This is a genomic window from Erwinia sp. PsM31 (assembly GCF_030433775.1).
Lineage (GTDB): Bacteria > Pseudomonadota > Gammaproteobacteria > Enterobacterales > Enterobacteriaceae > Erwinia > Erwinia aeris.
The window spans coordinates 128753-150708 of the sequence record NZ_JARUWZ010000011.1 but is presented as its reverse complement, the minus strand read 5'-3'; the positions used below and the strand labels follow the sequence as shown (position 1 = coordinate 150708).

Genomic DNA, 21956 nt, shown 5'->3' with positions numbered 1-21956 from the left:
AAATGAAAAAGGAAAGGTTTTCGTAACGAATTTCCCGCGGTAATATAGCATCATGGATATAAACAACCGGCTGCAAAAGATATTAAAGAAAATAGTTTTCGTTACGAAATAAACCCCTTAATGTAGCAGCATGGATTAGTGACAGGCAGGCAGAAATAAAAAAGCAAAAGGTTTTCGTAACGAATAGCCCGCAATAATCTGGCAGCATGTAAATAATCAAACGATCAAAAAAACTTTAAAATACATCTCAAAAAACGATGTAGGGAGCAAGCTTTCCCTGCGCCGTAATGATACAGGAGGCCAGATATAAAGCATGTTTCCTCAGGAGCCAGGCTTTTGGGCCAGTGTCGGACTCTGGCTTTACAGCCATAAAACAGAATGGGGCTATGCCGGCATCGCCGCCATGTTTTCCCTGCTGCGCAGCGCTTGTGCCCGAACCCCCTGGAGCAAGCGTGTGCTTGACGCGGTGTCGTGCAGCGCCCTGGCTTTCTTTGCGGCGCCGACGCTGCAGGTAATTGGCGCGCTGCTGAACTGGAATATGCCCGAGGCCGCCGCCCAGGTTTTTGCCGTTTATATTGGCTACGTGGGTAATGACTATATCAGCGAAAAGTTAAAGCGCTGGATCAACAAAAGAACGGGAGAGCCAGATGGAAATCAGCCCTGACGGTATCAGCTTTATCAAGCAGGAAGAAGGTGAAAAACTTACGGCCTATCGGGATAGCCGCGGCATATTAACTATCGGCGTCGGGCATACGGGCCTGGTTGCCAGTAAAACGATAGCGGACGGCATGGTCATTACGCCTGAGCAAAGTAATAAGCTGCTGCTTGCGGATATTTCGCATGTTGAGCATTTTATTAATGAAAAAGTCAGCGTCAGTCTGACGCAAAATCAGTACGATGCTTTATGTAGTCTGGTATTCAATATTGGCGTCAGCGCTTTTAATAGTTCGACGCTGTTAAAGAAATTAAATCAAGGCGATTATGAGGGCGCCGCAGAAGCCATGCTGTTATGGAAAAGGGCCGGTCAGTTAGCTGACGTGCTGCTGCCACGCAGAAAAAGAGAAGCCGCTCTTTTTCTGAAAAAATAAAAACGTCCTTTTTTATTTGCTTCGCTAAAAACCGTGGCGTTTCGCTATGCCATAACCATAAATATAACTAACCAACAACCCAAGGAAATCAAGATGATTGAAGTTAATTCATTTGCAGAGTTGCGCACCACCAAACCTTCCGCCTCTGGCGATATTGCCATGCTGAAACGTTATTACGATAAAGATTCCACCTTTCAGGGCGGCGGGCGTTTCGTCGGCTTTATTGATGCCTCGATAGCAGCATCAAAGGATGATGGCGGCTCCGTGGCGGTAGCGACGGGCGGCGGCTATTACTGGAAGCGTATTATTGATAACGTCGAAGATATTAATATCTATCATTTCGGCGGCAAGCGTCTGCGCGGCGACAGTAATTTCGATGCGGACAATGGTAAAGTCAACCATGACGCCTGCATCAATATGTATAAATGGGGACAGGCTTTTTCATCGCCGATTAGCGATACCAGCAAAAATCCGATCCACGGCGTGGGTATTCGCTTCCCGGCCGGGAAATTTCTGGTAAACCCGGTCGATCTTACCGGCGAAGGCGAAATCAACTATTTCAGCCTGTACGGTGACGACTGCGAATATGGCGTGTCACCGCGCACCATTATTGTTTCCGACCAGTCCGCCGCGACGGTATTTAAAGTGAAGGCGCGCCGCACCGCTATCCGCGGCATATTCTGGGACGGTCAGGCCACGGCGGACACCGAAACCAATACGGGCGTGATTACGCCGGAAATGGTCAGCAACACGCAGCCCTTTTTTGAAAATACCGTGATTGAAGGCGAGTTCGTCAATATTACCTGCTGCCGCATTGAGAATATCGGCGGCGCCGCTTTCAAACTGCTCGATACGCTGGATACGCGTCTGGATCAGATTTACAGCAACACCACCTATGCGCGAGTGTTTGATATCCAGTGGTCGGATTCTGTTATTGGCGTCTGGGATCACTCGACGGCGGTCGAGCTGTCGAACTGTAATTTCCAGAAAGGATACAGCGACGCCACGCTTTATATGCCGCGCGTCACCCAGGGACTGATCCGCAACGTCTGGATTGAACACACGCGTTTCCCCGGCGATTTGAGCAACGGCCAGTGGATTATCGACGCGCTGAGCATCGAGTCTTCTGAAAATCCGCTGAAGCTGAACTACACCAGGGCCACGATGCGCGCCCTCAGCCTTCAGTCCGGCGCCAAAGTCGACCTGAGCAGATCCGGTACGCCGTGGCTGTCAGGCTTTGAATACGGCTGGCGTCGCGATGAAAACTACGGTTCGGAGATGACCGGTTCCCTGAAGGCCGGCTGGTATTCCGGCTACCGCGTCAGCAACACGACGGATGAGGATAAATGGTTCCGCGTCGGCAAATTCTTTTTCCCTCATGCCAACCAGCACTGGCATCTGGAAATGCACGGCAAAACGCTAAGGGATACCGTTACGCAGCCTGCCGATGCGCCGCTGCTGACCAACGTCTGCGGTAAGGCCTACCTGAACCTTTATCGCGGCGCCAGCTCCGTTGGCGGCAACCTGCATTATGAAGGGGATTCGGGCGTGGTTGACTGCATTGTCAGAACCAGCGACAGCAAAGGCCTGTACGGCGAAGTCTGGATCAAGCTCAAGGCGCAGTGCGGCGACGTGATGGTCAATCTGAAAACCACCGGCCCGTCGCGCTTTGAAGCGGGAGAGTGCTCGCTGTTCAGCGCCGACTTCTCAGAAGTCACCGATCTGGATACCACTAAACGCGTCACGCTCTCTACGGTGATGAATTTTCATAACGGCACTGCCGGTTATGGCTTTGACGGCAGCCTGGCGACGCTGACGACGGCAGTAGCGGAAGCGCCGGCGGCGACCGCAACGCCTGCAGGCTATATCACCGTTAAAATTAACGGCGTAAACCGCAAGCTGGCCTATTTCTGATAAATAAAAGGAGAGGACGGATGAAATGAATGAACGCTAAATGGCTAATCTTTATTTTTCTGTCGGTTGTTATGTTGGCCGCAGTAAAAACCGCGCTTTTTTATCATTCCCACTATGTGGATACCCGTAATCAGCTTCGGCAGCAGCAGGAGCAGGTTAATACGCTACAGCAACGGCTTAACGCCGCGGCCGCTATGGATAAAAAATATGTTTCGCAACTGCAACAGGCCAGGGAAAACGCTGGCCAGCTTGAGCATGATGTTGCTGCTGGCCAGCGCAGGCTGCAGCTCGCCGCCAGCTGCCACAGCGCCTCCACGGCCCGCGCCGTCGGCGTGGCTGATGCAGCCGGCCCCCGACTTACTGACGCCGCTCAACGGTATTATTTCACTCTCAGAGAAAGAATAGCGACGGCCCGCATTCAGATAGCGGGATTACAGGATTATATTCGCCAGCAGTGTCAGCCTTAATAAGCGTTATATCCCGACGGATGAAATCTTTTCATCCGCTTTTCTGCTGCCTGCAATTTGCTTTTCATTGCAATAACTAACAGGAGGTGTGCTGGTGACGAATACCAGTAAAACAGCCGGCTGGCTGACGCCGCTTAATGACGAACCAGCCAGGGACGCCGCGCTGGAAGAACAACTCAGCACGTGGATCCAGGGGCTTACCGGCCTGGCTGCCGATCGGGTGGCGGTTGACGACGGCGCATCGCCGCCTGCATGGCTGCCGACCGGCGAAAGCGGCTGCGCTTTTATGGTGATGAAAATCGCCGCCGAAGGCACGCCCGTGTTGACTAACCAACAGGAGGACAATGTCCAGCTGTGGCGGGATGAACGGATGGAATGCCGACTGCATTTCTATGGCCCTTCCGCCCAGCTTTATGCCGCTCGTTTTCGCGACGGAAATACGCTGGCGCAAAACCTTGCCGCTTTAAAACAGCTTTCGCTTGGCGTCAGCGATTGCAGCGATATTACCACCGTATTGGAAACGGTTAATAACGCTCAGACCCGCCGTTATGAATTAACGGTCAATGTTGTTCGTAAAATATTCCGTCTCTACGGAATTTACTCACTGGTGGAAACACCCGTTCAATTTTTTGGAGAATAAAATATGCCTCAAGGATTGCCTTTATCCGGCATCGTGAATGTTGACGTCCTGATGTCACCCGTTGCCGCTTCCGGTCGTAACTTTGGCTCAATGCTGATTATGGGGAGCGCCACGGTGATCCCCCTGACGGAACGCCTGCGTCTTTATACCGCCGCCGCCGATATCGGGGCCGACTTTGGCCTGGATTCCCCGGAGTACCAGGCGGCAGCCGTCTGGTTTGCGCAGTCGCCGCAGCCGCAGCAGCTTTATATCGGCCGCTGGGCTAAAACGCTCGCCGCGGACGAAGAGGGTAAGACAGAAACGCTGGTCGAAGCCGTCAACGCCGCGCTGGAATATGCTAACTGGTACGGCCTGGCCGTGGCCACCGCCGCAGACGACGTTATCAGCGACGAAGATGTACTCGGCGTAGCGGCGGCTGTCGAATCGGCCGGTCAAAGCCGTGTCTTTGCCGTTACCACCGGCAGCGCAGCGGTGCTGGATGCAACTTCCACCACGGACGTCGCCGCCCGGCTGAAGGCGGCAGGCTATGCGCGCACCTTTGTGCAGTATTCCACCCGCAGCCGCTTTGCCGCGATTTCCGCGTTCGCCCGTGCCTTTACCGTTAATTTCAACGGCAGCAACACCACGCTGACGCTGAAATTTAAGCAGGAGCCGGGCATCGCTTATGAAACCCTGAACGCCAGGCAGGCCGCCGCGCTGGAAAGCAAAAGGGCCAACGTCTATGTCCTTTTCGCCAACGACAGCGCCATTCTGCAACAGGGCGTCATGGCTAACGGCGACTTCTTTGATGAGCGCCACGGGCTGGACTGGCTGCAAAACTTCGTGCAGACCAACCTGTATAACCTGCTCTACACCTCTGCCAGCAAAATTCCGCAGACCGAAGCGGGCATTACCCGGCTGATGGGCAATGTGGAAGCGTCGATGGATCAGGCCGTGACCAACGGGCTGATCGCGCCGGGCGTCTGGAACGGCGGCGAGATTGGCCAGCTGGCTGCCGGCGACATGCTCACCAAAGGCTATTACGTCTATGCCCAGCCGCTGGCGCTGCAGTCGCAGGCCGATCGCGAAGCGCGTAAAGCGCCGCTGATGCAGGTTGCCTGCAAACTGGCCGGTGCCGTGCACTACGCCGATGTCCAAATTAACGTTGTTCGCTAAGGAAAAAAATATGTCTGCCTATTCATTTATGGATGTTACCGCCTCTTTTATTGGCCCGGGCGCGGTATTTGATTTGGGAAGCGGTTCCGGCAGCTCGGAAGAGGGCATTACCGTTTCCATGAAGGAAAATAAAAACAGCATGAAGCTGGGGATTGACGGCGAAGGAATGAATACCCTGCTGCCGGGCACGTCCGGCCAGATTACGGTTAACCTGCTGGAAACCTCGCCGGTGAATAAAAAGCTTTCGCTGGCCTATAACGCGCAGAGCGCAAGCTCTGCCAGCTGGGGGAAAAATATTATCGTGATCCGCAACAGCGCCTCGGGTGAAGTCATCACCGCGCGCGGCGTGGCCTTCCAGAAGCTGCCCGATCGTAAATTCGCCAAAGAGGGCGGCACCACCGCCTGGATCTTCGACTGCATCAAAATCGATGTGGTGATGGGGGAATATTAATCGATGGAATTCACACTCAACGAAACCACGTTCCGTATCGCTAAGCTGGACGTTTTTCAACAGCTTAAAGTCTCGCGAAAGCTGCTGCCGCTGCTGGCCGGGCTGCTCTCCGACATTAACACGGTGAAATCGGCGGCGGCGCAGGGCGACTATTTCCAGGTGCTGGAAAAAGCTCTGCCCGCTATTGCGCACTCTCTGGCCGACATGAGCGAGGAAGACACCAATGCGATTTTGCATCCCTGCCTGGCAGTAGTCTCGCGCCAGCAGGCAAAAAGCTGGGTGCCGATCTTCTCTCAGGGCGTGCTGATGTTCGATGACCTCGATCTGATCACCATGCTGAAGCTGGTGCTGCGGGTAGTGGAGGATTCGCTGGGCAGTTTTTTGCCCGAACTCCCCGTCAGCAGGAGCGAGGTCCCGGCAGCGGGCTGACACTGGAAACGCTTCCTGACGGGGAAGATTTTCTGATGCGCCCGGTGGATGCCGGGCTTATCAGCTACACCGCGCTCAAGGATGGCTCAGTGGATCTGGCGGATATTGCCCGCCTGAACGACTGGCTGGATCTGAAAGCGGATAATCAACACCGCATTGAGCAATGGAAACAGGCCAATGAACGCTGAAAATACAAAAAATTTTCTGATGGTGCTGGATACACAGCTGGCGGCGGAGGCCGCCAGCTGGCAAAAAGTCAGGCAGTTTGTTGAGGCGCCGGGCTGGCAAAACAACGAACAGGCGGCAAAGGCGCTCGATCTGCAAAAGATCAAACAGACGGTAGAGCAGGCGGGTAAAGCGCTGGTGGAGTATATCAACCGCTTCGCCAGCCGTCTGGAGCAGCTTGGCGTCCGTGCGCAGAATGCCGGTACGCCAGCGGGCGATCTCAACGCGCTGGAATACGGCGCGGCGCAGACCGGCCTCAGCAACGATGCCATAGCGAAAGCTTTCCAGACCCTCATTAATAAGCCGGGCGCGGAAGCGCGCCTGAATAAGCTGGGCGTGGCAACGCGCGACGCCAGCGGCCAGAAAAAAACGGACAGCGAACTCTTCAGCGAGGCCAGCAGCAGGCTTGGCGCTATGCCGGAAGAGCAGGCGCTGGCGACCGCCAATAGTCTGGGACTTGCGCCCGATATCCTGGCCGCCATGCAAAGAGGGCTGGGGAAATTTATCGGCGACTATAACCAGCTTTCCGACTCTCTCGGCGTCAATATGACGCAGGCCGTCTCCGGCGCCGACCACTTTATGACGGCCAGGCGCAAGTTTGATGAGGTTGTCGAACTGCTGCAAACCAACAGCAGCAGCCGGCTGAACAACGGACTTGGGGAGATCTTCGATAACTTTACGAAGAAGCTGACCGACAACGCGCCTGACGTCGAGCGCGTGCTTGATGGCGCGGTAAGCCTGCTGCTGCTGCTTGCTGAAGTGGGGGAAAGGGTCATGCTGCGTCTGATCCAGGCGGTGGCCGATTTAAGCGGCTGGTGGGACTCGCTGGATAGCAGTTCGCAGGAGCTGATCGTCACGCTTGGCGTAATGACGGCGGCCTGGCTGGCGCTGAACAGCGCTTTTTTACTCTCGCCCATAGGAATAGTCGTGGCGCTGGTAGCGCTGCTTTTCACGCTTTACGACAGCTATAAAACCTGGCAGGAGGGCGGAAAAACCCTGATTGACTGGGATCAGTGGGCGCCAGGCATCAACGCGGCCAAAAAGGCGCTGGACTGGCTGCTGGAGAAATTCGGCCAGCTTACGGCAGGCACGCTTGACTGGAAGGGCGGGCTACAGGCTATTACCGATTTTGTGACGGGTAACTGGTCGGCGGGCATGACCGCCGCCGTGGATAAGGTGAAGAACTATTTCGATAACTTCTTTACCGATATCACTAATAAGCTGGCCAACAGTCCAATCTGGCGCTTTGTGAAAAAAATGGCCGGAGAGACACAGGCCGCCGTGTCGGACATCTCATTGCCGGGTTTAGCGGATCCAAACAGCCCGTTGAACCCGCAGCAGGCCCGGATGCTGGCGAACGTGATGACGTGGTCTGCCAATGACAATCTGACAGGCGCGCTGCCTTTCAGCATGGGCGGCCGTTTACCCTGGCAAAGTGAAATAGCGCAGAGTCGGGCGGACAGCACCGTGGGCATCCAGCAGGAAACCAATATTTATGTGCAGGGCGGCGAGCCACACCTGACGGCCCAGAGAGTGGCGGACAGTCAGTTCGATGTGAACTCGCAATTCGTCCAGGCCGTAAGGAATATGCCGGTATGATAAAAGATTTCCCCACGCTATTAATGCAAAGCAAACGTAAAATCGGTTTGCTTATTCCTAATGTGGTGATGAAAGAGGGCCACACCGACAAACTGAACGTTACCACGCATCCTGTCGAAGCGGGCGCCACCATCGCCGATCATGCTTACCTCTCGCCTGCGGAGCTGACTATGGAGGTAGGCTTTTCCGGCGGCGGTTCGCTGGTGGACTTTATGGATACAACACAATTCGGTATCCAGGCATCGTTAAGCCCGGCAGAAAGCTACCAGAATTTGCGGGAGCTGATGACCAACAGGCAGCCGCTGACCGTGGTGACCGGCAAGCGGCTGTACAACAACATGCTGATTACCTCGATTTCCGTGACAACGGATGCCTCTACGGAACACGTGCTGTTCGCCTCGTTAGGCCTGACCGAGCTGATGATTACGCAGACGCGAACGCTCAGCAGCGCGGAAAAGGAGAATATGGCGCAGGGCGCAAAAACCTCTGCCGTGCAGAATAACGGTAAGAAAGTCGCCAGGCCCGGCCCGGCGAATGTGGTTCTCACGACGGGGAGCAGCTGATGACTATTACCGAAATTCCGCTGACGCCCGATAATCAGCAGTTCGATATTTCTATCAATAATAGCGATTATAAAATGCGCATTATCTGGCGGGAGAGCGGCTGGTTTCTCGATCTGCAAAACAGCGACGGCGGGGATATTATCGCGGGCATTCCACTGGTGACCGGTGCCGACCTGGTGGCGCAGTATGCTTATCTGCAGCTGGGCTTTGGCCTGTGGCTGTTTTCCGACAGCAGCGGCAATACCGCGCCGGGTCAGTACGATCTCGGTTACACCGCGCATCTTTGTATTATCACGGAGGCGGCATGAGCGTTAACTGGATGCGCTACTGTGAACTGCTGCTGGAAGATGCCAGTAAAGCGTCGATTATTCTGGGCGATCTTAGCGTCGAATTTGTGATTAATACGCATGTGCAAAGCAGCGGCAGTACGGCGACTATCAGCATTTATAACCTGAGTGCGGAAACCCGCAACGCGATCGTGAGCGGTAAATATAAAAAGCTGCGCCTTATCGCAGGCTATACGGGAGTCCTGCCGGATAAGAACGAAGAGGAGCCGGTTATACCTGACTATATGGTGGGAAAAGCGATCGAAAACCCGCCGGTTAAATCAGGAGGCCCAAATTACGGCGAAATCTTTAGCGGCGAAATCCGCTATGCGTTTATTGATAAGATCGCATCCAAAGAATCTACGCAGGCCAGTCCGGAAAGCGTATTGAAAATTCAGGCTATCGATGGTCACCAGGCCGCAATGGAGGCAACGGTCAACACTACCGTCGCCGCAGGTTACGATACCAGCGCCATCCACAGGTTAACCCTGCGCAGCTTTAATCCTTACGGCGTGACCGCTGGCGCCACCGGCACCATGCCGCCCACGCGTTTTCCCAGGGGCCGGGTGCTTTATCAAACGGCCAGCCAGGTGATGGATAACGTTGCCGCGCAGTGCCGCGCGACCTGGCAGTTTGTCGATGGCAAACTGCAAATGGTGCCGGAGGAAAGCTATCTCGAACGCATTGTGGTGCTGAACAGCCAGACCGGCATGATCGGCTCGCCCGAATTGAGCACGGAAGGGGTCAACATCAAATGCCTGATCGACCCAACGCTTCGTCTGCATGGTCTGGTGCATATCAATCAGGCTGCGCTTAACAGCATGCGTAATGCCATGGAATCGGTCAACCGCGCGGCCGCCGAAGAAAGAGAGGCGGCGGCAAAAGGGAACAAAGCGCAGCCGCAGGGCGAGCAAAAGAAAGCGCAGCCGCCTGCCGATATCGCGGCCGATGGCGTCTATATCATTAAAGGCATCACTTATGAGGGCCATACCCGCAATAGCAAATGGTATATGACCCTGACCTGCGTTGTGCGGGACAAACAGACCGCGCTTAAGGCGCCCGCCGCGCCGCACTAATCTAACCATCCGCCTGAGGCGGTTTTTTTTGGAGTTTTTATGCCCGTTTCTATCCAGTCAGTGATTGGCGGGGAAGCTCAGGCGTATCGGGCTTTAGCGGACATGGTGTCCACAACGCTACGCGTAGCCTTACCCGGCATTATTCAATCCTTCGATCCCGGCACCGTAACCTGCGTGGTGCAGCCGGCCATTAAGGGCAGCGTGCGCAATGCCAGCGGCCAGCCGGTTTCTCAGGCGCTGCCTTTGCTGGTCGACGTTCCCGTGATTTTTCCCCGCGGCGGCGGCTGTACCATCACCTTTCCCGTTAAAAAGGGCGATGAATGCCTGGTGATCTTCAGCGATCGCTGCATCGACTTCTGGTGGCAAAACGGCGACGTGCAGGAACCGGTCGATCCGCGTCAGCACGATCTGTCCGACGCTTTCGCGCTGGTCGGGCCGCAGTCCCAGAAGGAAAAAATCAGCGCTATCAGCACGGAGGCTTTGCAAATCCGTACGGATGAAGGCCAGGCCTTTATCGAGCTGAAACAGAGCGGCGAGGTCAATATCACCACTACGCGGCTAACGCTTAACGGCAATCTGCACGTCAATGGCGATATTACCTCGACCGGCGATCAGACCGCTGGCGGCATCAGCCAGATCGATCACGTTCATGGCGGCATCCAGAGCGGCAGCAGCTACACAAGGGGACCGCAATGAGATATCGCAGAGAAGAGCAGGACGGCGATTACGCCTTTGGCAAAGGGGACAGCGCTTTCCTGGTTAACTCGCCGGCGTGCGTGGCACAGGCGATTAAAACGCGGCTGCAATTATGGTATGGGCAATGGTTTCTGGATACCACGGAAGGCACGCCCTGGCTGCAATCGCTGACCGGCAAGCAGCACAGCGCGACGGCGGAAATGGTTCTGCGCCAGCGCATCCTTGCCACCCAGGGCGTTAAGTCCATTCTCTCTTTCAATACCACGTTCGACTCTTTATCCCGCCGGGCAATTTTCACGGTAACCGTGGAAACGCTGTACGGCACGACGACAGTAACAAGCGAGGCATAATGGCTCTTAAGACAGACAGGCTGGGGTTATCGGCAACGATAACGGCCCAGGGGATCGGCGCGCCTGATTACCAGACAATCCTCAGCGCGCTGACCGACTATTTCCGACAAATTTATGGCACCGACGCCTATCTGGAACCGGACAGCAAAGACGGCCAGATGATAGCGATTATGGCGCTGGCTATCCACGATGCCAATAATATGGCGATAACCTGCTACAACTCGTTTTCGCCGTCCACCGCGGTGGGCGACGCGCTGACGCGCAATGTAAAAATCAACGGTATCGTGCGTAAACCCGCGACCAACTCAACGGTGGATTTACAGCTGAGCGGCACGCCGGGCACCACCATTGTTAACGGCTCGGTCAGGGACAGTAATAACGTTATCTGGAACCTGCCCGCAAGCGTAACGATTGCCACCACGGGATTGGTCACCGTGACGGCCACCTGCGCGGAAACCGGGCCGATAGCGGCGGTAAGTGGTTCCGTTAACCAAATCAACACGCCGACGCGCGGCTGGCAGACGGTGACCAACCTGAACGCGGCGGCCACGGGAAGCGTTGCCGAAACGGACGCGGAACTGCGGCTGCGCCAGGCGCAAAGCGTTTCATTGACGGCGCTGACCACTTTTGACGCGCTGGACGGCGCAATTTCAAATATCGCAGGCGTCGTCGGGCATAAGCTTTACCAGAACGACAGCGATGATAAGGATGCGAATGGGCTGCCCGGCCATACTATTTCGGCAGTGGTGCAGGGTGGTGACGCAAATACGATCGCCGACGTTATTCGCAAAAAGAAATCGCTGGGCGTAGGCACGTTTGGCAATACCACCATAACGCTTGCCGACAGCTATGGCACGCCGCAGGCGATCCGCTTTTCGCGGCCGGTGCCGGTGCCGGTTTATCTGTCGCTGGAGCTGAAAGCGCTGACGGGCTACACCAGCCCCATCGCGGAGAAAATTAAAAAGGCGCTGGCGGCCTATATCAATAGTCTGGGGATCGGCAATAGCGTTCTGCTCAGCCGTCTTTATTCGCCCGCTAACCTGACGACAGGACAGGACAGTACGGACAGCCAGTACTACGACATCCTGAGCCTGCTGGCAGGAAAAAGCGAAGCCGCGCTTTCCTCAGGCAATATCGCTATCGGCTATAACGAATTTGCCAGCTGCGAGGCAGATAATATTACGATATCGGTGACCGCATGAACTATACCGATCTGATCACCAACTACCATCGCGGAAAAGCGAAATACGTTGAGCACATTGATTTAACCACGCGGCCGCAAAAAGAAATTATCGATCTCTTTAGCGAAATCGTAGCGGCGTTAGATATAGACAACGCTACCGGCGCGCAGCTTGATATTTTAGGCGAGTGGATCGGGCGAGCCAGAAGTATTAACGCACCGATTGAAGATTACTTTTTTACCTTTGATAAGGCCTCGCTGGGCTTCGACCTTGGCAGCTGGAAAGACAGGTATGAACCCGATTCGGGCATTATCAAAGTGGATGATGAGGATTATCGCACGATGCTGCGCGCTAAAATCGGCGCCAATAAGTGGGACGGCACGGCCGACACGTTGCCCGCAATTCTGCAAGAAATCTATACGAAGCAGGATATCAATATCACCTTTACCGATAATCAGGATATGACCGTAACGGTATATGTGACGGCAAAAAACCTGTCCACCATTACCAAAGAAATTATTAAGCAGGGCTATCTGGCGATCAAGCCCGCTGGCGTCACGGTAAATTATGAAATTAATGGAGAATAACGATGGCAAAAAATGACTTTAAACCTTTTGCTACGGGCGAAAGCGCAAACGTGCTGTCACAGGCGGATTACGAAGCGCTGGATGCTACGGCAAACGGCTTTCAAACCGGCATCGCCAGAAGCGAACAGCTGAATAAGGTCTGGCGACAGGCCTCGACGATTGCTTCCGTCGTAGCCAGCTTTATGGCAGATAAATCCGGTAATGATGTGCTGGACGATGGTGACACAGCGGCATTGCAGGCAACTTTACTGAAAGCGCTGTTAAATAATTCCACTTCTCAGCTGGATAACCGTTATTTGCAAAGCGGCAAAAACCTTGCGGATGTAAATAACGTAGCGCAGGCGCGCGGCAATCTTGGTTTGGGTAGCCTGGCGTTAAAAAACGGGCTTAGCGCGGCAGAAGTAGGGGCGTTTCCTGTTACTGGTGGTGAGATAAAAGGCGAAGTTTGGTCGAACGCAGTAGATAATTATCGGATTATTTCTAATAACAAAGGCGTTTTTTGGCGATTTGATGGTGAAAATTACTATCTGATGCTGACAAAAGATGGCGATCCCCGAGGTGGATGGAATAATTTAAGGCCATTTGCTGTTAACTATGCCTCTGGCGATCTACGTACAGAGCGTAATTTTTCAGCAAACGGTAGGATTTCATCTGCTCAGGACATATTGTCTATGAGCAGTGTCTATGCCGGAAACGGCGCCTCGCAGCTGGCATCGGATGGTAATGTTTATGGATCTCGATGGGGAGGGTGGCTATATGATTGGGCAAGCGGTCAGCTTAATTCAAGGGTGTCTTCATTCAGACTTGCTGGCTGGGGCAGTGCAACTAATAACAATAATGATAATACGTTTGCAAATGCCCCTGATGGTACGGTAGTGGTAGGCGTGCAACAGAAAACAAACTATACCGCTGTAAACTACCGTTACCCGCAAATTTTAATAAATGGAAATTGGTATAATGTAGGAGTTGCCTGATGTTACACTTGAAGAATTTTATTAAATACTTTCCCGTTCAGAATGAAAACAATAGCGATATTTTTCATTTCATCAATGTAAATAATGTTTCGATTGTTTTTTATCAGGATGAAACTGGTCGGGACTGGTATGACAGTTTGTCTTCTTTTGAAAAGGATACGATCAAAATAGCTTACGATAAAAAAGGTGTGGTCAGGGACTTTAACCAGGATGCTTCGGCAATAGTTCCTGATGATTTAAGCGTTATTGAGATGAATAGCACCGAGCTTCCCAAAGGTTTTGACAGGCTTGGTAATTGGATGGTTGATAATGGAAGCATTATATCTTCTCCGGTAGATTATGTGGAAAAAGCAACTATTCAAAAGGCAGACTTTCTCAGAGAGGCAAATGAGAATATTGAGATTATTCGGGACGCTGAATCACTTGGTATTGTAACCGATGCTGAAGAAAAGATGCTCGCTAAGTGGAAGGCGTTTCGGGTTCTGGTGAGTAGAATCGATGTTAACGTTGCGCAAGATATTATATGGCCTACAGCTCCAAATCGCTAAAGACGATCATGTGATTTAAAATTAATTTGTTGGGTATTTTTTTATTAAGTGCATTCGGCTGGAGTGGCAAATTGTATTTATATAATGCGCTATATTACAATTTTTGATGTAGTTAAAAATATATTTATAGAAATAACCATTTGTTTTTAAATTATAATAGTGAATATCATTCTAAAATAATTTCAAGGGCCTTGTGATTCTGAGGATATCCTGGGAATATATTTTTTAAAGGTACATGGCACACTAGGGTAGTGGTCTGCTCACTACCCCAAGTGTGATTTCATAGTTAATTTTTTTTCTTAATAGAAATAAACGGCCTGACAAAAGCCAGCCACAAACTTTTCTTGATCTTTAACATTACAGGGCGTGAATTCCTTATTCTTCGCCATATTATTTTTTTCTCCTTCCTTACCAATTCTGAGCTTCTGTCCCCAATGGTTGTTACTTTTTCCAACGGTTCATAGGTATTTATCAATGATGGCACTACCCCGTGAAGATCAATTAACCCAAACTCTTGAAACGTTGTCCATTGATCTGCGACGCACCAGACTGGAAAGAGGTTGGCCAGCATCTTTTTTGCCGCCGGTTTATTGATCACATAGCCGTGCGAGAAGGCTGCATTAAGTACTTTATGAACATGATGCGTATTATCTGTAGAATAAAGCTGCTTGTTCTGATATTGGTTAATATCAGAAAGCAGAGTGACGGTACTATGCCTGTCACTGTTATTTTTAGCGATACTCTCCAAATGTTTCCCAATATCGGCGGGAACGGTGACATCATCTTCCAGAATTAAGGCTAGATCATAGTCAGAGTCCACCAGCTGCTTATAAGCCTTCAAATGGCTCATTGCGCAGCCTACTTCCCCTTTAGTGATGGCGTAGCTCACCTCTCTTTTATAGAAGAAGAACTCGTCATCGGCTATTTTCGAACCGTCGACAGCTTTAATAGTAAAAAATTCTTTACCTATAGCAGCCAGCTGTCTCTGCATAGATTGTAACCTGTCTGTAGAGACAGGCAAATTGATCACGAAAATGGCTATATTACTCATCTTTTATCCGCTATTACTTTTTTATTGCTGTTGAGGCTGGCCAACAAAATCAGTGTGCTGAGCAGTACTATATACTCTATAGAGGTCAACAGCACATCTGTCATGCCATACAGCAACGCAGAGATTGCCATAATCGAGACAGGGTTACTAAAGATACCTGCTGTACCATTATCAAAAATCAATTTTATAAAAAAGAATAAAAGGATAAGGAAGCCAAAAACGCCAAATAGCGAGGTGTACTGTAGGAATTCATTGTGCAAGTGAACATCAATATATTCCAGCGCAAATGAATCAGGATGGTTTGTGGTGATCCAGTTGCGTATTATAGTGTTTCTGGTGACCTGGGTTTGACCCAGCAGATTTTCCTGAATAGCCACAAGGCCCGATTGCCACAGGGTAAAACGAGATCCCAGGGATGTGTGGTCATCACCCTGACTGAATCGTGTTATTTCCTGCTGAGTGGTATCAACGCGTGAATAGATGATGCTCTTACCAAAGGTAGCGATGGCCGCAAAAGCTATAACGATGGCTATCACCGGTAAAGGTTTGATGAGTTTACCGCGCCAGAGCGCACTAATCATAATCGCCACTGACAGAAGCGTATGGATAAACATGGCAGAACGGGTTTCAGTCAGTAGAATGATATATATAGAGAGCAGGCAGGTAAGGATGATGGCGGTAAACCTGACGGATAGCGAATTTATTTGATTAAGCATGGTCATCATAGCCAACGCCAGCGCGCTATAAGCATAGGCGGTAAGCGTAGCGCGGTTTATACCAAGAACGATCCTGTCGACGCCGTTTATATGCTGCCAGATGCCGTAAACGCTGGAAAGGATAAAGGCAAAAGATAACGAAACCCACGTTAATTTATAAAGTAGCGTCTTACTGATCAGCTCTTTTTTTACGCCCCACAGGGTAAACAAAGCGATAAGCGTAGCTAAAAACCAGCGTTTAGCCGGGGTGAATAAGAGGCCGTTATCCACTCCTGGAATTTTGTTATACGATGCGAACAGTGACCATACTGTAAACATGATTGCCAATAGCAGACCGGGAAGGATTATTTTGGAATTAAAAAGCGTTGAGCGGATATCTTTAAAGTTCAGTAAAATGCCAGCGGCGCAAAGATAGCTACAAAGATAGAATGAAACTCTGCTGGCCTTTTCATGAATAAATCCGAAAGGCAGTATCAATAAGAGTAATGCCAGAGAACCAAAAAATATTACCCTGGTGACTTGCTCATTTCTTGTGTATTTCCGGGAGGAAAGTAATTCGCTCATTTAGAATAGAGTCCTTGGCACAAGGGAAGATAAACCGTTACGAATGAACGTTAACTGAATAAATACCTGATAACATTTGCTGGGGATACTGCCGCCATTTCCTTTATGGATAATCATTGCGCCTGCCTTCAGGGGAGTAATTTTAGTACTGCCGACTGAGAAAATTAGCCTTCGTTTATAACTGATCTATAAAGAAAAATCAAAACAGCCCGCTTAAAGGTAAGTGCAGGGTCTTATCTATCTGTTTGAAAGAAATGATAAATCCCCTGGTTGCGCATTTGAACCATCCAGACAGTACTATCTTGTTTTACCGCTGGCGCGAGCCTCAAACCAGCTTCTTCACCAGCGCCTCGCTGTGGCGGATATGGCTGGAAGCGCGTTCGGGATCGTGCTGCACCAGCGCCATAAACAGCAGGTCGGTCAGCGTCAGCTGGGCGGAGGTCGAAGAGATTGCCGCGCTGCTGGTGGTTTGCTCTTCGGCCACCGTATAAAGGCAATGCGTGGCGCACTGTTGCAGCGTGTTCGGCGTAAAGCCGGTGAAGGCCAGCACGCTGGCCCCGGCACGCCGCGCTTCCTGAGCGGCAAGGTTGATTTCGCGGCGTTCGCCGGTATAGGAAATTGCCAGCAGCACATCGCCCGGATTTAACGCCTGCACGCTGGCCAATAGCGCATGCATATCCTGCTCGGCCACGGCGTGAATACCAATCTTCATCAGCTTCCACGAAAAATCTTTCGCCACCAGCCCCGACGCGCCGATACCTACCAGCACAATGCGATTCGCTTCCTTTAACAGCTGCAACGTTTCCGTTAGCTTTTCCTCGCTGTTGATATCCAGCGTGGCGCGGATAGCGGACTGTTTTTCTGCCAGCAGCTTCTCGCCCACGACTTTTAACGGATCGTCGCTTAAGATCAGGTTATGCACGGTAATAGCGTCTTTTTTCGCCAGCGATTCGCTCAGCGCCAGCTTCAGTGCCGGAAATCCCTTGTAGCCCAGCTTCTGCGCAAACTTCACCACGCTGGACTGGCTGACGCCCGCTTCTTCCGCCAGCTTTTGCGAACTAAGATGCCGCGCCTTATCCGGCTGCGACAGTAAAAAGTCAGCGAGGCGTCGCTCGTTCAGCGCCAGCGTGGGATAGAGTTGGCGGATACGTAATAGTGAGCTCATCGGCTCCTCCTTAAAACGGTCTGAACACGCTTCAGCACGTCAGCTACCCTTATAAAAGGCGGCCAGCTTAGTAAAAAAGACCCTTCGGAAAACGGTTATGAATATAATATTCAGCAATTAAGCCGAATACAGAATTAAAAATTCATTTGTGAGGATAGCATGGATCTTGGCGCACTGATTTCAGAAACACGTAATGCAGACACGATGGACCTCGACAGTCTCTCCACGCTGGAGATGGTGACGAAATTTAACGATCAGGACGCCACCGTTGCAGCAGCGGTGCGCAGGACGCTGCCGCAGGTGGCGCAGGCGGTAGACGCGGCAGCCGCTTCGTTACAGGAAGGCGGCAGGCTTATCTATATGGGCGCGGGTACCAGCGGGCGGCTCGGCGTGCTGGACGCTTCCGAATGTCCACCGACCTTCGGCGTGCCGCATGGGCTGGTGGTAGGGGTAATCGCGGGCGGGCCAGGCGCGCTGCTGAAAGCGGTCGAAGGCGCCGAGGATGATGAACAGCTGGGCGTCAGCGATTTGCAGGCGCTGAAGCTGACGCCGCAGGATATGGTGGTCGGCCTGGCTGCTTCCGGACGCACGCCTTATGTCATTGGTGCATTGCGTTTCGCCCGCCAGTCCGGCTGCCGCACCGCAGCGATCTCCTGTAACCCGGACTCGCCCATCGCGCATGAAGCGGCCATCGCCATTTCGCCGGTCGTGGGGCCAGAGACGCTCACCGGATCGACGCGGCTAAAATCGGGAACGGCGCAGAAGCTGGTGCTGAATATGATCTCCACCGGCGCGATGGTAAAAATCGGCAAGGTCTATCAGAACCTGATGGTGGATATGCAGGCGACCAACGTCAAACTGGTCGATCGCGCCTGCCGGATGGTTTGCCAGGCGACGGGCTGCGAGCGGGAAGAGGCGGAACGGGCGCTTCGGCAAACGGCATATGAAGTAAAAACCGCTATCCTGATGGTGTTGAGCGGCCTTGACGCAACAAAAGCCGCTACGCTGCTTGCCGAACACGGCGGCTTCTTACGCGCGGCATTACAGGCGAGTATGCGCTGAAGCGGATTTACCCGCACCGCGCGCAGTTTTGACATTGCTGTCTCAGCGTCCACTATTATTAACAGCGTTATGACGGCGCGAAACGCGTCTGGTTTGTGGGTTTTCCCCGAGGAGAAAGGTTTGATAACTGGTCAGGAACGACGTGTGGTATTTTTCGATCTCGACGGCACGCTGCATCAGCAGGATATGTTCGGCACTTTTATGCGCTATTTGCTATGGCGTCAGCCGCTCAACCTGTTGCTGGTGGCGCCTTTGCTGCCCGTGATCGGCGCCGGCCTGCTTCTCAAGGGGCGCGCTTCGCGCTGGCCGATGAGTCTGCTGCTGTGGGCGATTACGTTCGGCCACAGCGAAAAGAAGCTGCTGGTGCGCGAAAAAGCCTTTGCGCAGTGGTTTCGGCAACGGGTCACCGCTTTCCCGGTGGTGCAGCAGCGGCTGACCGACTACCTGAACAGCGCTGACGCTGATGTCTGGCTGATTACCGGCTCGCCGCAGTCGCTGGTGGATCTGGTCTATTTTGACTCCGCTTTTCTGCCGAAGGTAAAAACGATCGCCAGCCAGATGTCACGCGGCTACGGTGGACGAGTGCTGACAATGCGCTGCCTGGGACATGAAAAGGTGGCGCAGCTGGAAAAACGTATCGGCACGCCTTTACAGCTTTACAGCGGCTACAGCGACAGCAAGCAGGATAACCCGCTGCTTTTCTTCTGCCAGCATCGCTGGCGGGTGACGCCGCAGGGCGAACTGCAACAGCTGGAGTAAACGGGTATACTGCCCCGCGATTTTTTGCTGGAGGCTCAGGTGAGCGATACCCAAATTGATGAAAAATGGATGCGCCATGCTTTAACGCTGGCGCGCCGTGCCTGGGAAGAAGGCGAAGTGCCCGTCGGCGCCGTGCTGGTGCAGGGCGATACCGTTATCGGCGAAGGCTGGAACCGGCCTATCGGCTATCACGATCCGACCGCGCATGCGGAGATTATGGCGCTGCGGCAGGGCGGCAAGGTGCTGGAAAACTATCGGTTGCTGGACACCACGCTGTACGTAACGCTGGAGCCGTGCGTGATGTGTGCGGGCGCGATGGTGCACGGCAGAGTGGGGCGGCTGGTGTTTGGCGCGCGGGATGAGAAAACCGGCGCGGCGGGGTCGTTGCTGGATATCTTAGGCCATGCGGGCATGAATCATCAGGTCAGCGTGGAGCAGGGCGTGCTGGCGGCAGAGTGCGCGGCTATGCTAAGCGATTTCTTCCGCCATCGTCGGGCGGAGAAAAAGGCGCTGCGCGACAGGCTGCGCGCGGAGCTGCTGAAAGGAGAATAAACAAGGGCGCTGGATAACAGCGCCCTTTTACAGAAAAGAGCAGAGAACGTGGCCTGGCTTAAAGACGCATAAAATGTCGCCCGTGCCGCGCTCAGGGTGTTTTTACTTCCCCGCCGTTCGCCGCGCCCACATTCAGTTCATCGCCACCTGCGGCTCCACGGCCGGATAGCCTTTACCCAGCTGCGCTTCCATTGCCGCCTGCTGCGCCAGCTTCCTTTCCTGATCCTGTAAATAGCCCACCAGGCTCAGCTGGTAAATGCGGATGTTCTCCACATAGTTGTAGGCTTCCTGGCCGCGCGCGTAGCCGTAGGTGGTCTGGCTGTAATAGCGTTTCTGGCTCAGCATCGGCAGCCGCTGCTTGACGTCGGCCCAGCTGTCCGGATTGCCTTTTTGCTTTTCGGTCAGCCTGCGCGCGTCCAGCATATGCGCGTAGCCCATGTTATACGCCGCCAGCGCGAACCAGATGCGCTCATCTTCCGGGATGGTCGGCGGCACCTTCTCCATCATTTTCACCAGATACGCGCTGCCGCCGCGAATGCTCTGTTCCGGATCGGTTCTGTCGCTGACGTTGACGCTGTCCGCCGTATTGCGGGTCAGCATCATCATACCGCGCACGCCGGTAGGCGAGGTGGCCTGCGGGTTCCAGTGCGACTCCTGCCAGGAAATAGCCGCCAGCAGCCGCCAGTCGATCTCGCTGGCGTATTTTTGAAACAGCGGGCGGATAGCAGGCAACATACTGTCGATGGCGCGCAGAAAAGTGCGGGTATCGACATAGTCGAAGGTGCCGACGTGGCCCAGATACTTCTCGTCCAGCCGCGCCATCGCGCCTTCTTCCGCCATCTGGTTAAAGTAGTCCAGCATCGCCGCATACAGGCTGTCATCTTCGTCGCGCGCCATATACCAGGTCACCGGCTCTTCATCCGTGATATCGAAAGCCACCGCCAGCTGCGGATGGATCCGCTGTAGCAGCGCGATCGACACCGAATCGCCCACCGTATAGTCGAGCTTGCCGTCCGCCACCGCTTCCAGCAGGGCATTCGGGCTCTGATCGGTAGAGATGGCCCAGTCCAGATCGGGATACTGATTTTGCCGGATATCGCGCAGCGTCGAAGCGAACGCGGAATCGGACGCAACCGTCAGGCGACCCTTCAGCGCGCCCAGATTCGGCGGACGCGGCTTGCCCATCCGGTAAACCAGCTGCTGGGAAACGGAATAGTAGGTCGGGCCGGTGCGAAAGCGCGACAGGCGATCGCTGTTGTAGATTAGCCCCGCCGCCAGCACGTCCGCTTTATCCTCTTCCAGGTCGTCAAACAGCTCGCTGAGGTTTTGACGCACCGTGATTTGCAGCTTTACGCCCAGATAATCGGCAAAGCGTTTCGCCAACTCGTAATCCATACCGGCCGGTGCTTTATTCACTGTGTAGTAAGTCAGGGGCGAATTGAGCGTGCTGACGCGCAACACTCCCCGTGCTTTTATCTGTTCCGTTCGGTCCAGCCCGCTGCTGTGCCACGGGATCGACGGCCACAGCGCAAGCGCGAGCAGTACCGTCACCAGCCCGATGAACAGATAATTAATTTTCAGGCGTTTCAAATAGTTATCTCTCGATTTCTCTCAGGATTCTGTCTGTAACGGCAGTATTTGTGGTCTTTAATGGTCCCTGAGCGTGGGGCATTTTGCGCAACTCCCTGCGGCGGCGCAACCAGATTTGTGCGGAATTGTGCGCTTTTCAGGCAATTCCCTGTGCCGATTAATTCTGCGCAAACGGTTTCGTAACAGGTGGGGATTCTTTATAATGGCGCCCGTTTTCCCCTGTTGCGC

The 21956-nt window shown here is 53.2% G+C and carries 26 protein-coding genes; 22 read left to right on the top strand and 4 right to left on the bottom strand.

Going from position 1 to position 21956, the window contains the following annotated elements; translation table 11 throughout:
* Positions 1-313: 313 nt before the first annotated feature.
* The 19 genes from QCD69_RS11370 to QCD69_RS11280 all read left to right on the top strand — a co-directional run bounded on the left by QCD69_RS11370 (position 314) and on the right by QCD69_RS11280 (position 14269).
* A complete protein-coding gene (locus QCD69_RS11370) occupies positions 314-664 on the top strand; it encodes a phage holin, lambda family (RefSeq protein ID WP_125289483.1) in 351 nt (116 codons plus the stop codon).
* Positions 648-1088, top strand: a complete 441-nt coding sequence (locus tag QCD69_RS11365; RefSeq protein WP_301252078.1) for a lysozyme — start codon at positions 648-650, stop codon at positions 1086-1088. Before QCD69_RS11370 ends, QCD69_RS11365 begins: the two co-directional genes overlap by 17 nt.
* 93 nt (positions 1089-1181) lie before the next feature.
* Complete coding sequence (locus QCD69_RS11360; protein WP_301252076.1) at positions 1182-3002, top strand: amylovoran biosynthesis protein AmsF; 1821 nt, start codon at positions 1182-1184, stop codon at positions 3000-3002.
* 29 nt (positions 3003-3031) lie between these two features.
* Positions 3032-3469: a lysis protein gene (locus QCD69_RS22970; RefSeq protein WP_436830343.1), complete on the top strand. Its 438-nt coding sequence runs from the start codon at positions 3032-3034 to the stop codon at positions 3467-3469.
* A gap of 94 nt (positions 3470-3563) precedes the next feature.
* On the top strand, positions 3564-4109 hold the full coding sequence (locus tag QCD69_RS11350; protein WP_301252074.1) for a phage neck terminator protein: 546 nt from the start codon (positions 3564-3566) through the stop codon (positions 4107-4109).
* A gap of 3 nt (positions 4110-4112) precedes the next feature.
* On the top strand, positions 4113-5264 hold the full coding sequence (locus tag QCD69_RS11345) for a DUF3383 family protein (RefSeq protein WP_301252073.1): 1152 nt from the start codon (positions 4113-4115) through the stop codon (positions 5262-5264).
* 10 nt (positions 5265-5274) lie between these two features.
* Positions 5275-5715, top strand: coding sequence for a phage structural protein (locus QCD69_RS11340; RefSeq protein ID WP_125289487.1), 441 nt, complete (start codon positions 5275-5277; stop codon positions 5713-5715).
* Between the two features lie 3 nt (positions 5716-5718).
* A complete protein-coding gene (locus tag QCD69_RS11335) occupies positions 5719-6144 on the top strand; it encodes a phage tail assembly chaperone (RefSeq protein ID WP_125289488.1) in 426 nt (141 codons plus the stop codon).
* 35 nt (positions 6145-6179) lie between these two features.
* The gene (locus tag QCD69_RS11330) at positions 6180-6332 is read left to right on the top strand and encodes a DUF6889 family protein (protein ID WP_125289489.1); all 153 of its coding nucleotides are present in this window, start codon (positions 6180-6182) and stop codon (positions 6330-6332) included.
* On the top strand, positions 6322-7968 hold the full coding sequence (locus QCD69_RS11325; protein WP_301252071.1) for a hypothetical protein: 1647 nt from the start codon (positions 6322-6324) through the stop codon (positions 7966-7968). Before QCD69_RS11330 ends, QCD69_RS11325 begins: the two co-directional genes overlap by 11 nt.
* Positions 7965-8531 carry a phage baseplate protein gene (locus QCD69_RS11320; RefSeq protein ID WP_301252069.1) on the top strand — a complete coding sequence of 189 codons (567 nt, stop codon included), beginning with the start codon at positions 7965-7967 and terminating at the stop codon, positions 8529-8531. The genes QCD69_RS11325 and QCD69_RS11320 overlap by 4 nt, the downstream gene beginning before the upstream one ends.
* Positions 8531-8839 carry a phage baseplate plug family protein gene (locus QCD69_RS11315; protein ID WP_301252067.1) on the top strand — a complete coding sequence of 103 codons (309 nt, stop codon included), beginning with the start codon at positions 8531-8533 and terminating at the stop codon, positions 8837-8839. Before QCD69_RS11320 ends, QCD69_RS11315 begins: the two co-directional genes overlap by 1 nt.
* Entirely contained in the window at positions 8836-9933 is a 1098-nt protein-coding gene (locus QCD69_RS11310) for a hypothetical protein (protein ID WP_301252066.1), read from the top strand. Before QCD69_RS11315 ends, QCD69_RS11310 begins: the two co-directional genes overlap by 4 nt.
* Before the next feature lie 39 nt (positions 9934-9972).
* On the top strand, positions 9973-10629 hold the full coding sequence (locus QCD69_RS11305; RefSeq protein WP_301252065.1) for a Gp138 family membrane-puncturing spike protein: 657 nt from the start codon (positions 9973-9975) through the stop codon (positions 10627-10629).
* The gene (locus tag QCD69_RS11300; RefSeq protein WP_301252064.1) at positions 10626-10979 is read left to right on the top strand and encodes a hypothetical protein; all 354 of its coding nucleotides are present in this window, start codon (positions 10626-10628) and stop codon (positions 10977-10979) included. The genes QCD69_RS11305 and QCD69_RS11300 overlap by 4 nt, the downstream gene beginning before the upstream one ends.
* Positions 10979-12181, top strand: coding sequence for a baseplate J/gp47 family protein (locus QCD69_RS11295; RefSeq protein ID WP_253459239.1), 1203 nt, complete (start codon positions 10979-10981; stop codon positions 12179-12181). The genes QCD69_RS11300 and QCD69_RS11295 overlap by 1 nt, the downstream gene beginning before the upstream one ends.
* A complete protein-coding gene (locus tag QCD69_RS11290) occupies positions 12178-12747 on the top strand; it encodes a DUF2612 domain-containing protein (protein ID WP_301252063.1) in 570 nt (189 codons plus the stop codon). Before QCD69_RS11295 ends, QCD69_RS11290 begins: the two co-directional genes overlap by 4 nt.
* Positions 12748-12749: 2 nt before the next feature.
* Positions 12750-13721, top strand: coding sequence for a hypothetical protein (locus QCD69_RS11285; protein ID WP_301252062.1), 972 nt, complete (start codon positions 12750-12752; stop codon positions 13719-13721).
* Entirely contained in the window at positions 13721-14269 is a 549-nt protein-coding gene (locus tag QCD69_RS11280) for a tail fiber assembly protein (RefSeq protein ID WP_301252060.1), read from the top strand. The genes QCD69_RS11285 and QCD69_RS11280 overlap by 1 nt, the downstream gene beginning before the upstream one ends.
* A 286-nt stretch (positions 14270-14555) precedes the next feature.
* Here QCD69_RS11280 and QCD69_RS11275 read toward each other — a convergent pair whose 3' ends face one another.
* The 3 genes from QCD69_RS11275 to QCD69_RS11265 form a co-directional block, all read right to left on the bottom strand.
* Positions 14556-15320: a glycosyltransferase family 25 protein gene (locus QCD69_RS11275; protein ID WP_301252059.1), complete on the bottom strand. Its 765-nt coding sequence runs from the start codon at positions 15318-15320 to the stop codon at positions 14556-14558.
* Positions 15317-16600, bottom strand: coding sequence for an O-antigen ligase family protein (locus tag QCD69_RS11270; RefSeq protein ID WP_301252057.1), 1284 nt, complete (start codon positions 16598-16600; stop codon positions 15317-15319). The genes QCD69_RS11275 and QCD69_RS11270 overlap by 4 nt, the downstream gene beginning before the upstream one ends.
* Before the next feature lie 325 nt (positions 16601-16925).
* Positions 16926-17765: a MurR/RpiR family transcriptional regulator gene (locus QCD69_RS11265; RefSeq protein ID WP_301252053.1), complete on the bottom strand. Its 840-nt coding sequence runs from the start codon at positions 17763-17765 to the stop codon at positions 16926-16928.
* 159 nt (positions 17766-17924) lie between these two features.
* On the opposite strand from QCD69_RS11265, the gene murQ reads away from it, so the two are divergent.
* The 3 genes from murQ (at position 17925) to tadA (ending at position 20138) form a co-directional block, all read left to right on the top strand.
* Positions 17925-18827 (top strand): N-acetylmuramic acid 6-phosphate etherase, encoded by a 903-nt coding sequence (gene murQ / locus QCD69_RS11260; protein ID WP_301252052.1) that lies wholly within the window; start codon positions 17925-17927, stop codon positions 18825-18827.
* A 120-nt stretch (positions 18828-18947) separates the two neighbouring features.
* A complete protein-coding gene (yfhb, locus tag QCD69_RS11255; protein ID WP_253459257.1) occupies positions 18948-19586 on the top strand; it encodes a phosphatidylglycerophosphatase C in 639 nt (212 codons plus the stop codon).
* Positions 19587-19625: 39 nt separating this feature from the next.
* Positions 19626-20138: a tRNA adenosine(34) deaminase TadA gene (tadA, locus tag QCD69_RS11250; protein WP_301252051.1), complete on the top strand. Its 513-nt coding sequence runs from the start codon at positions 19626-19628 to the stop codon at positions 20136-20138.
* 132 nt (positions 20139-20270) lie between these two features.
* On the opposite strand, the gene mltF is transcribed toward tadA, so the two are convergent.
* Complete coding sequence (gene mltF / locus QCD69_RS11245) at positions 20271-21728, bottom strand: membrane-bound lytic murein transglycosylase MltF (RefSeq protein WP_253459260.1); 1458 nt, start codon at positions 21726-21728, stop codon at positions 20271-20273.
* Between the last annotated feature and the right edge of the window lie 228 nt (positions 21729-21956).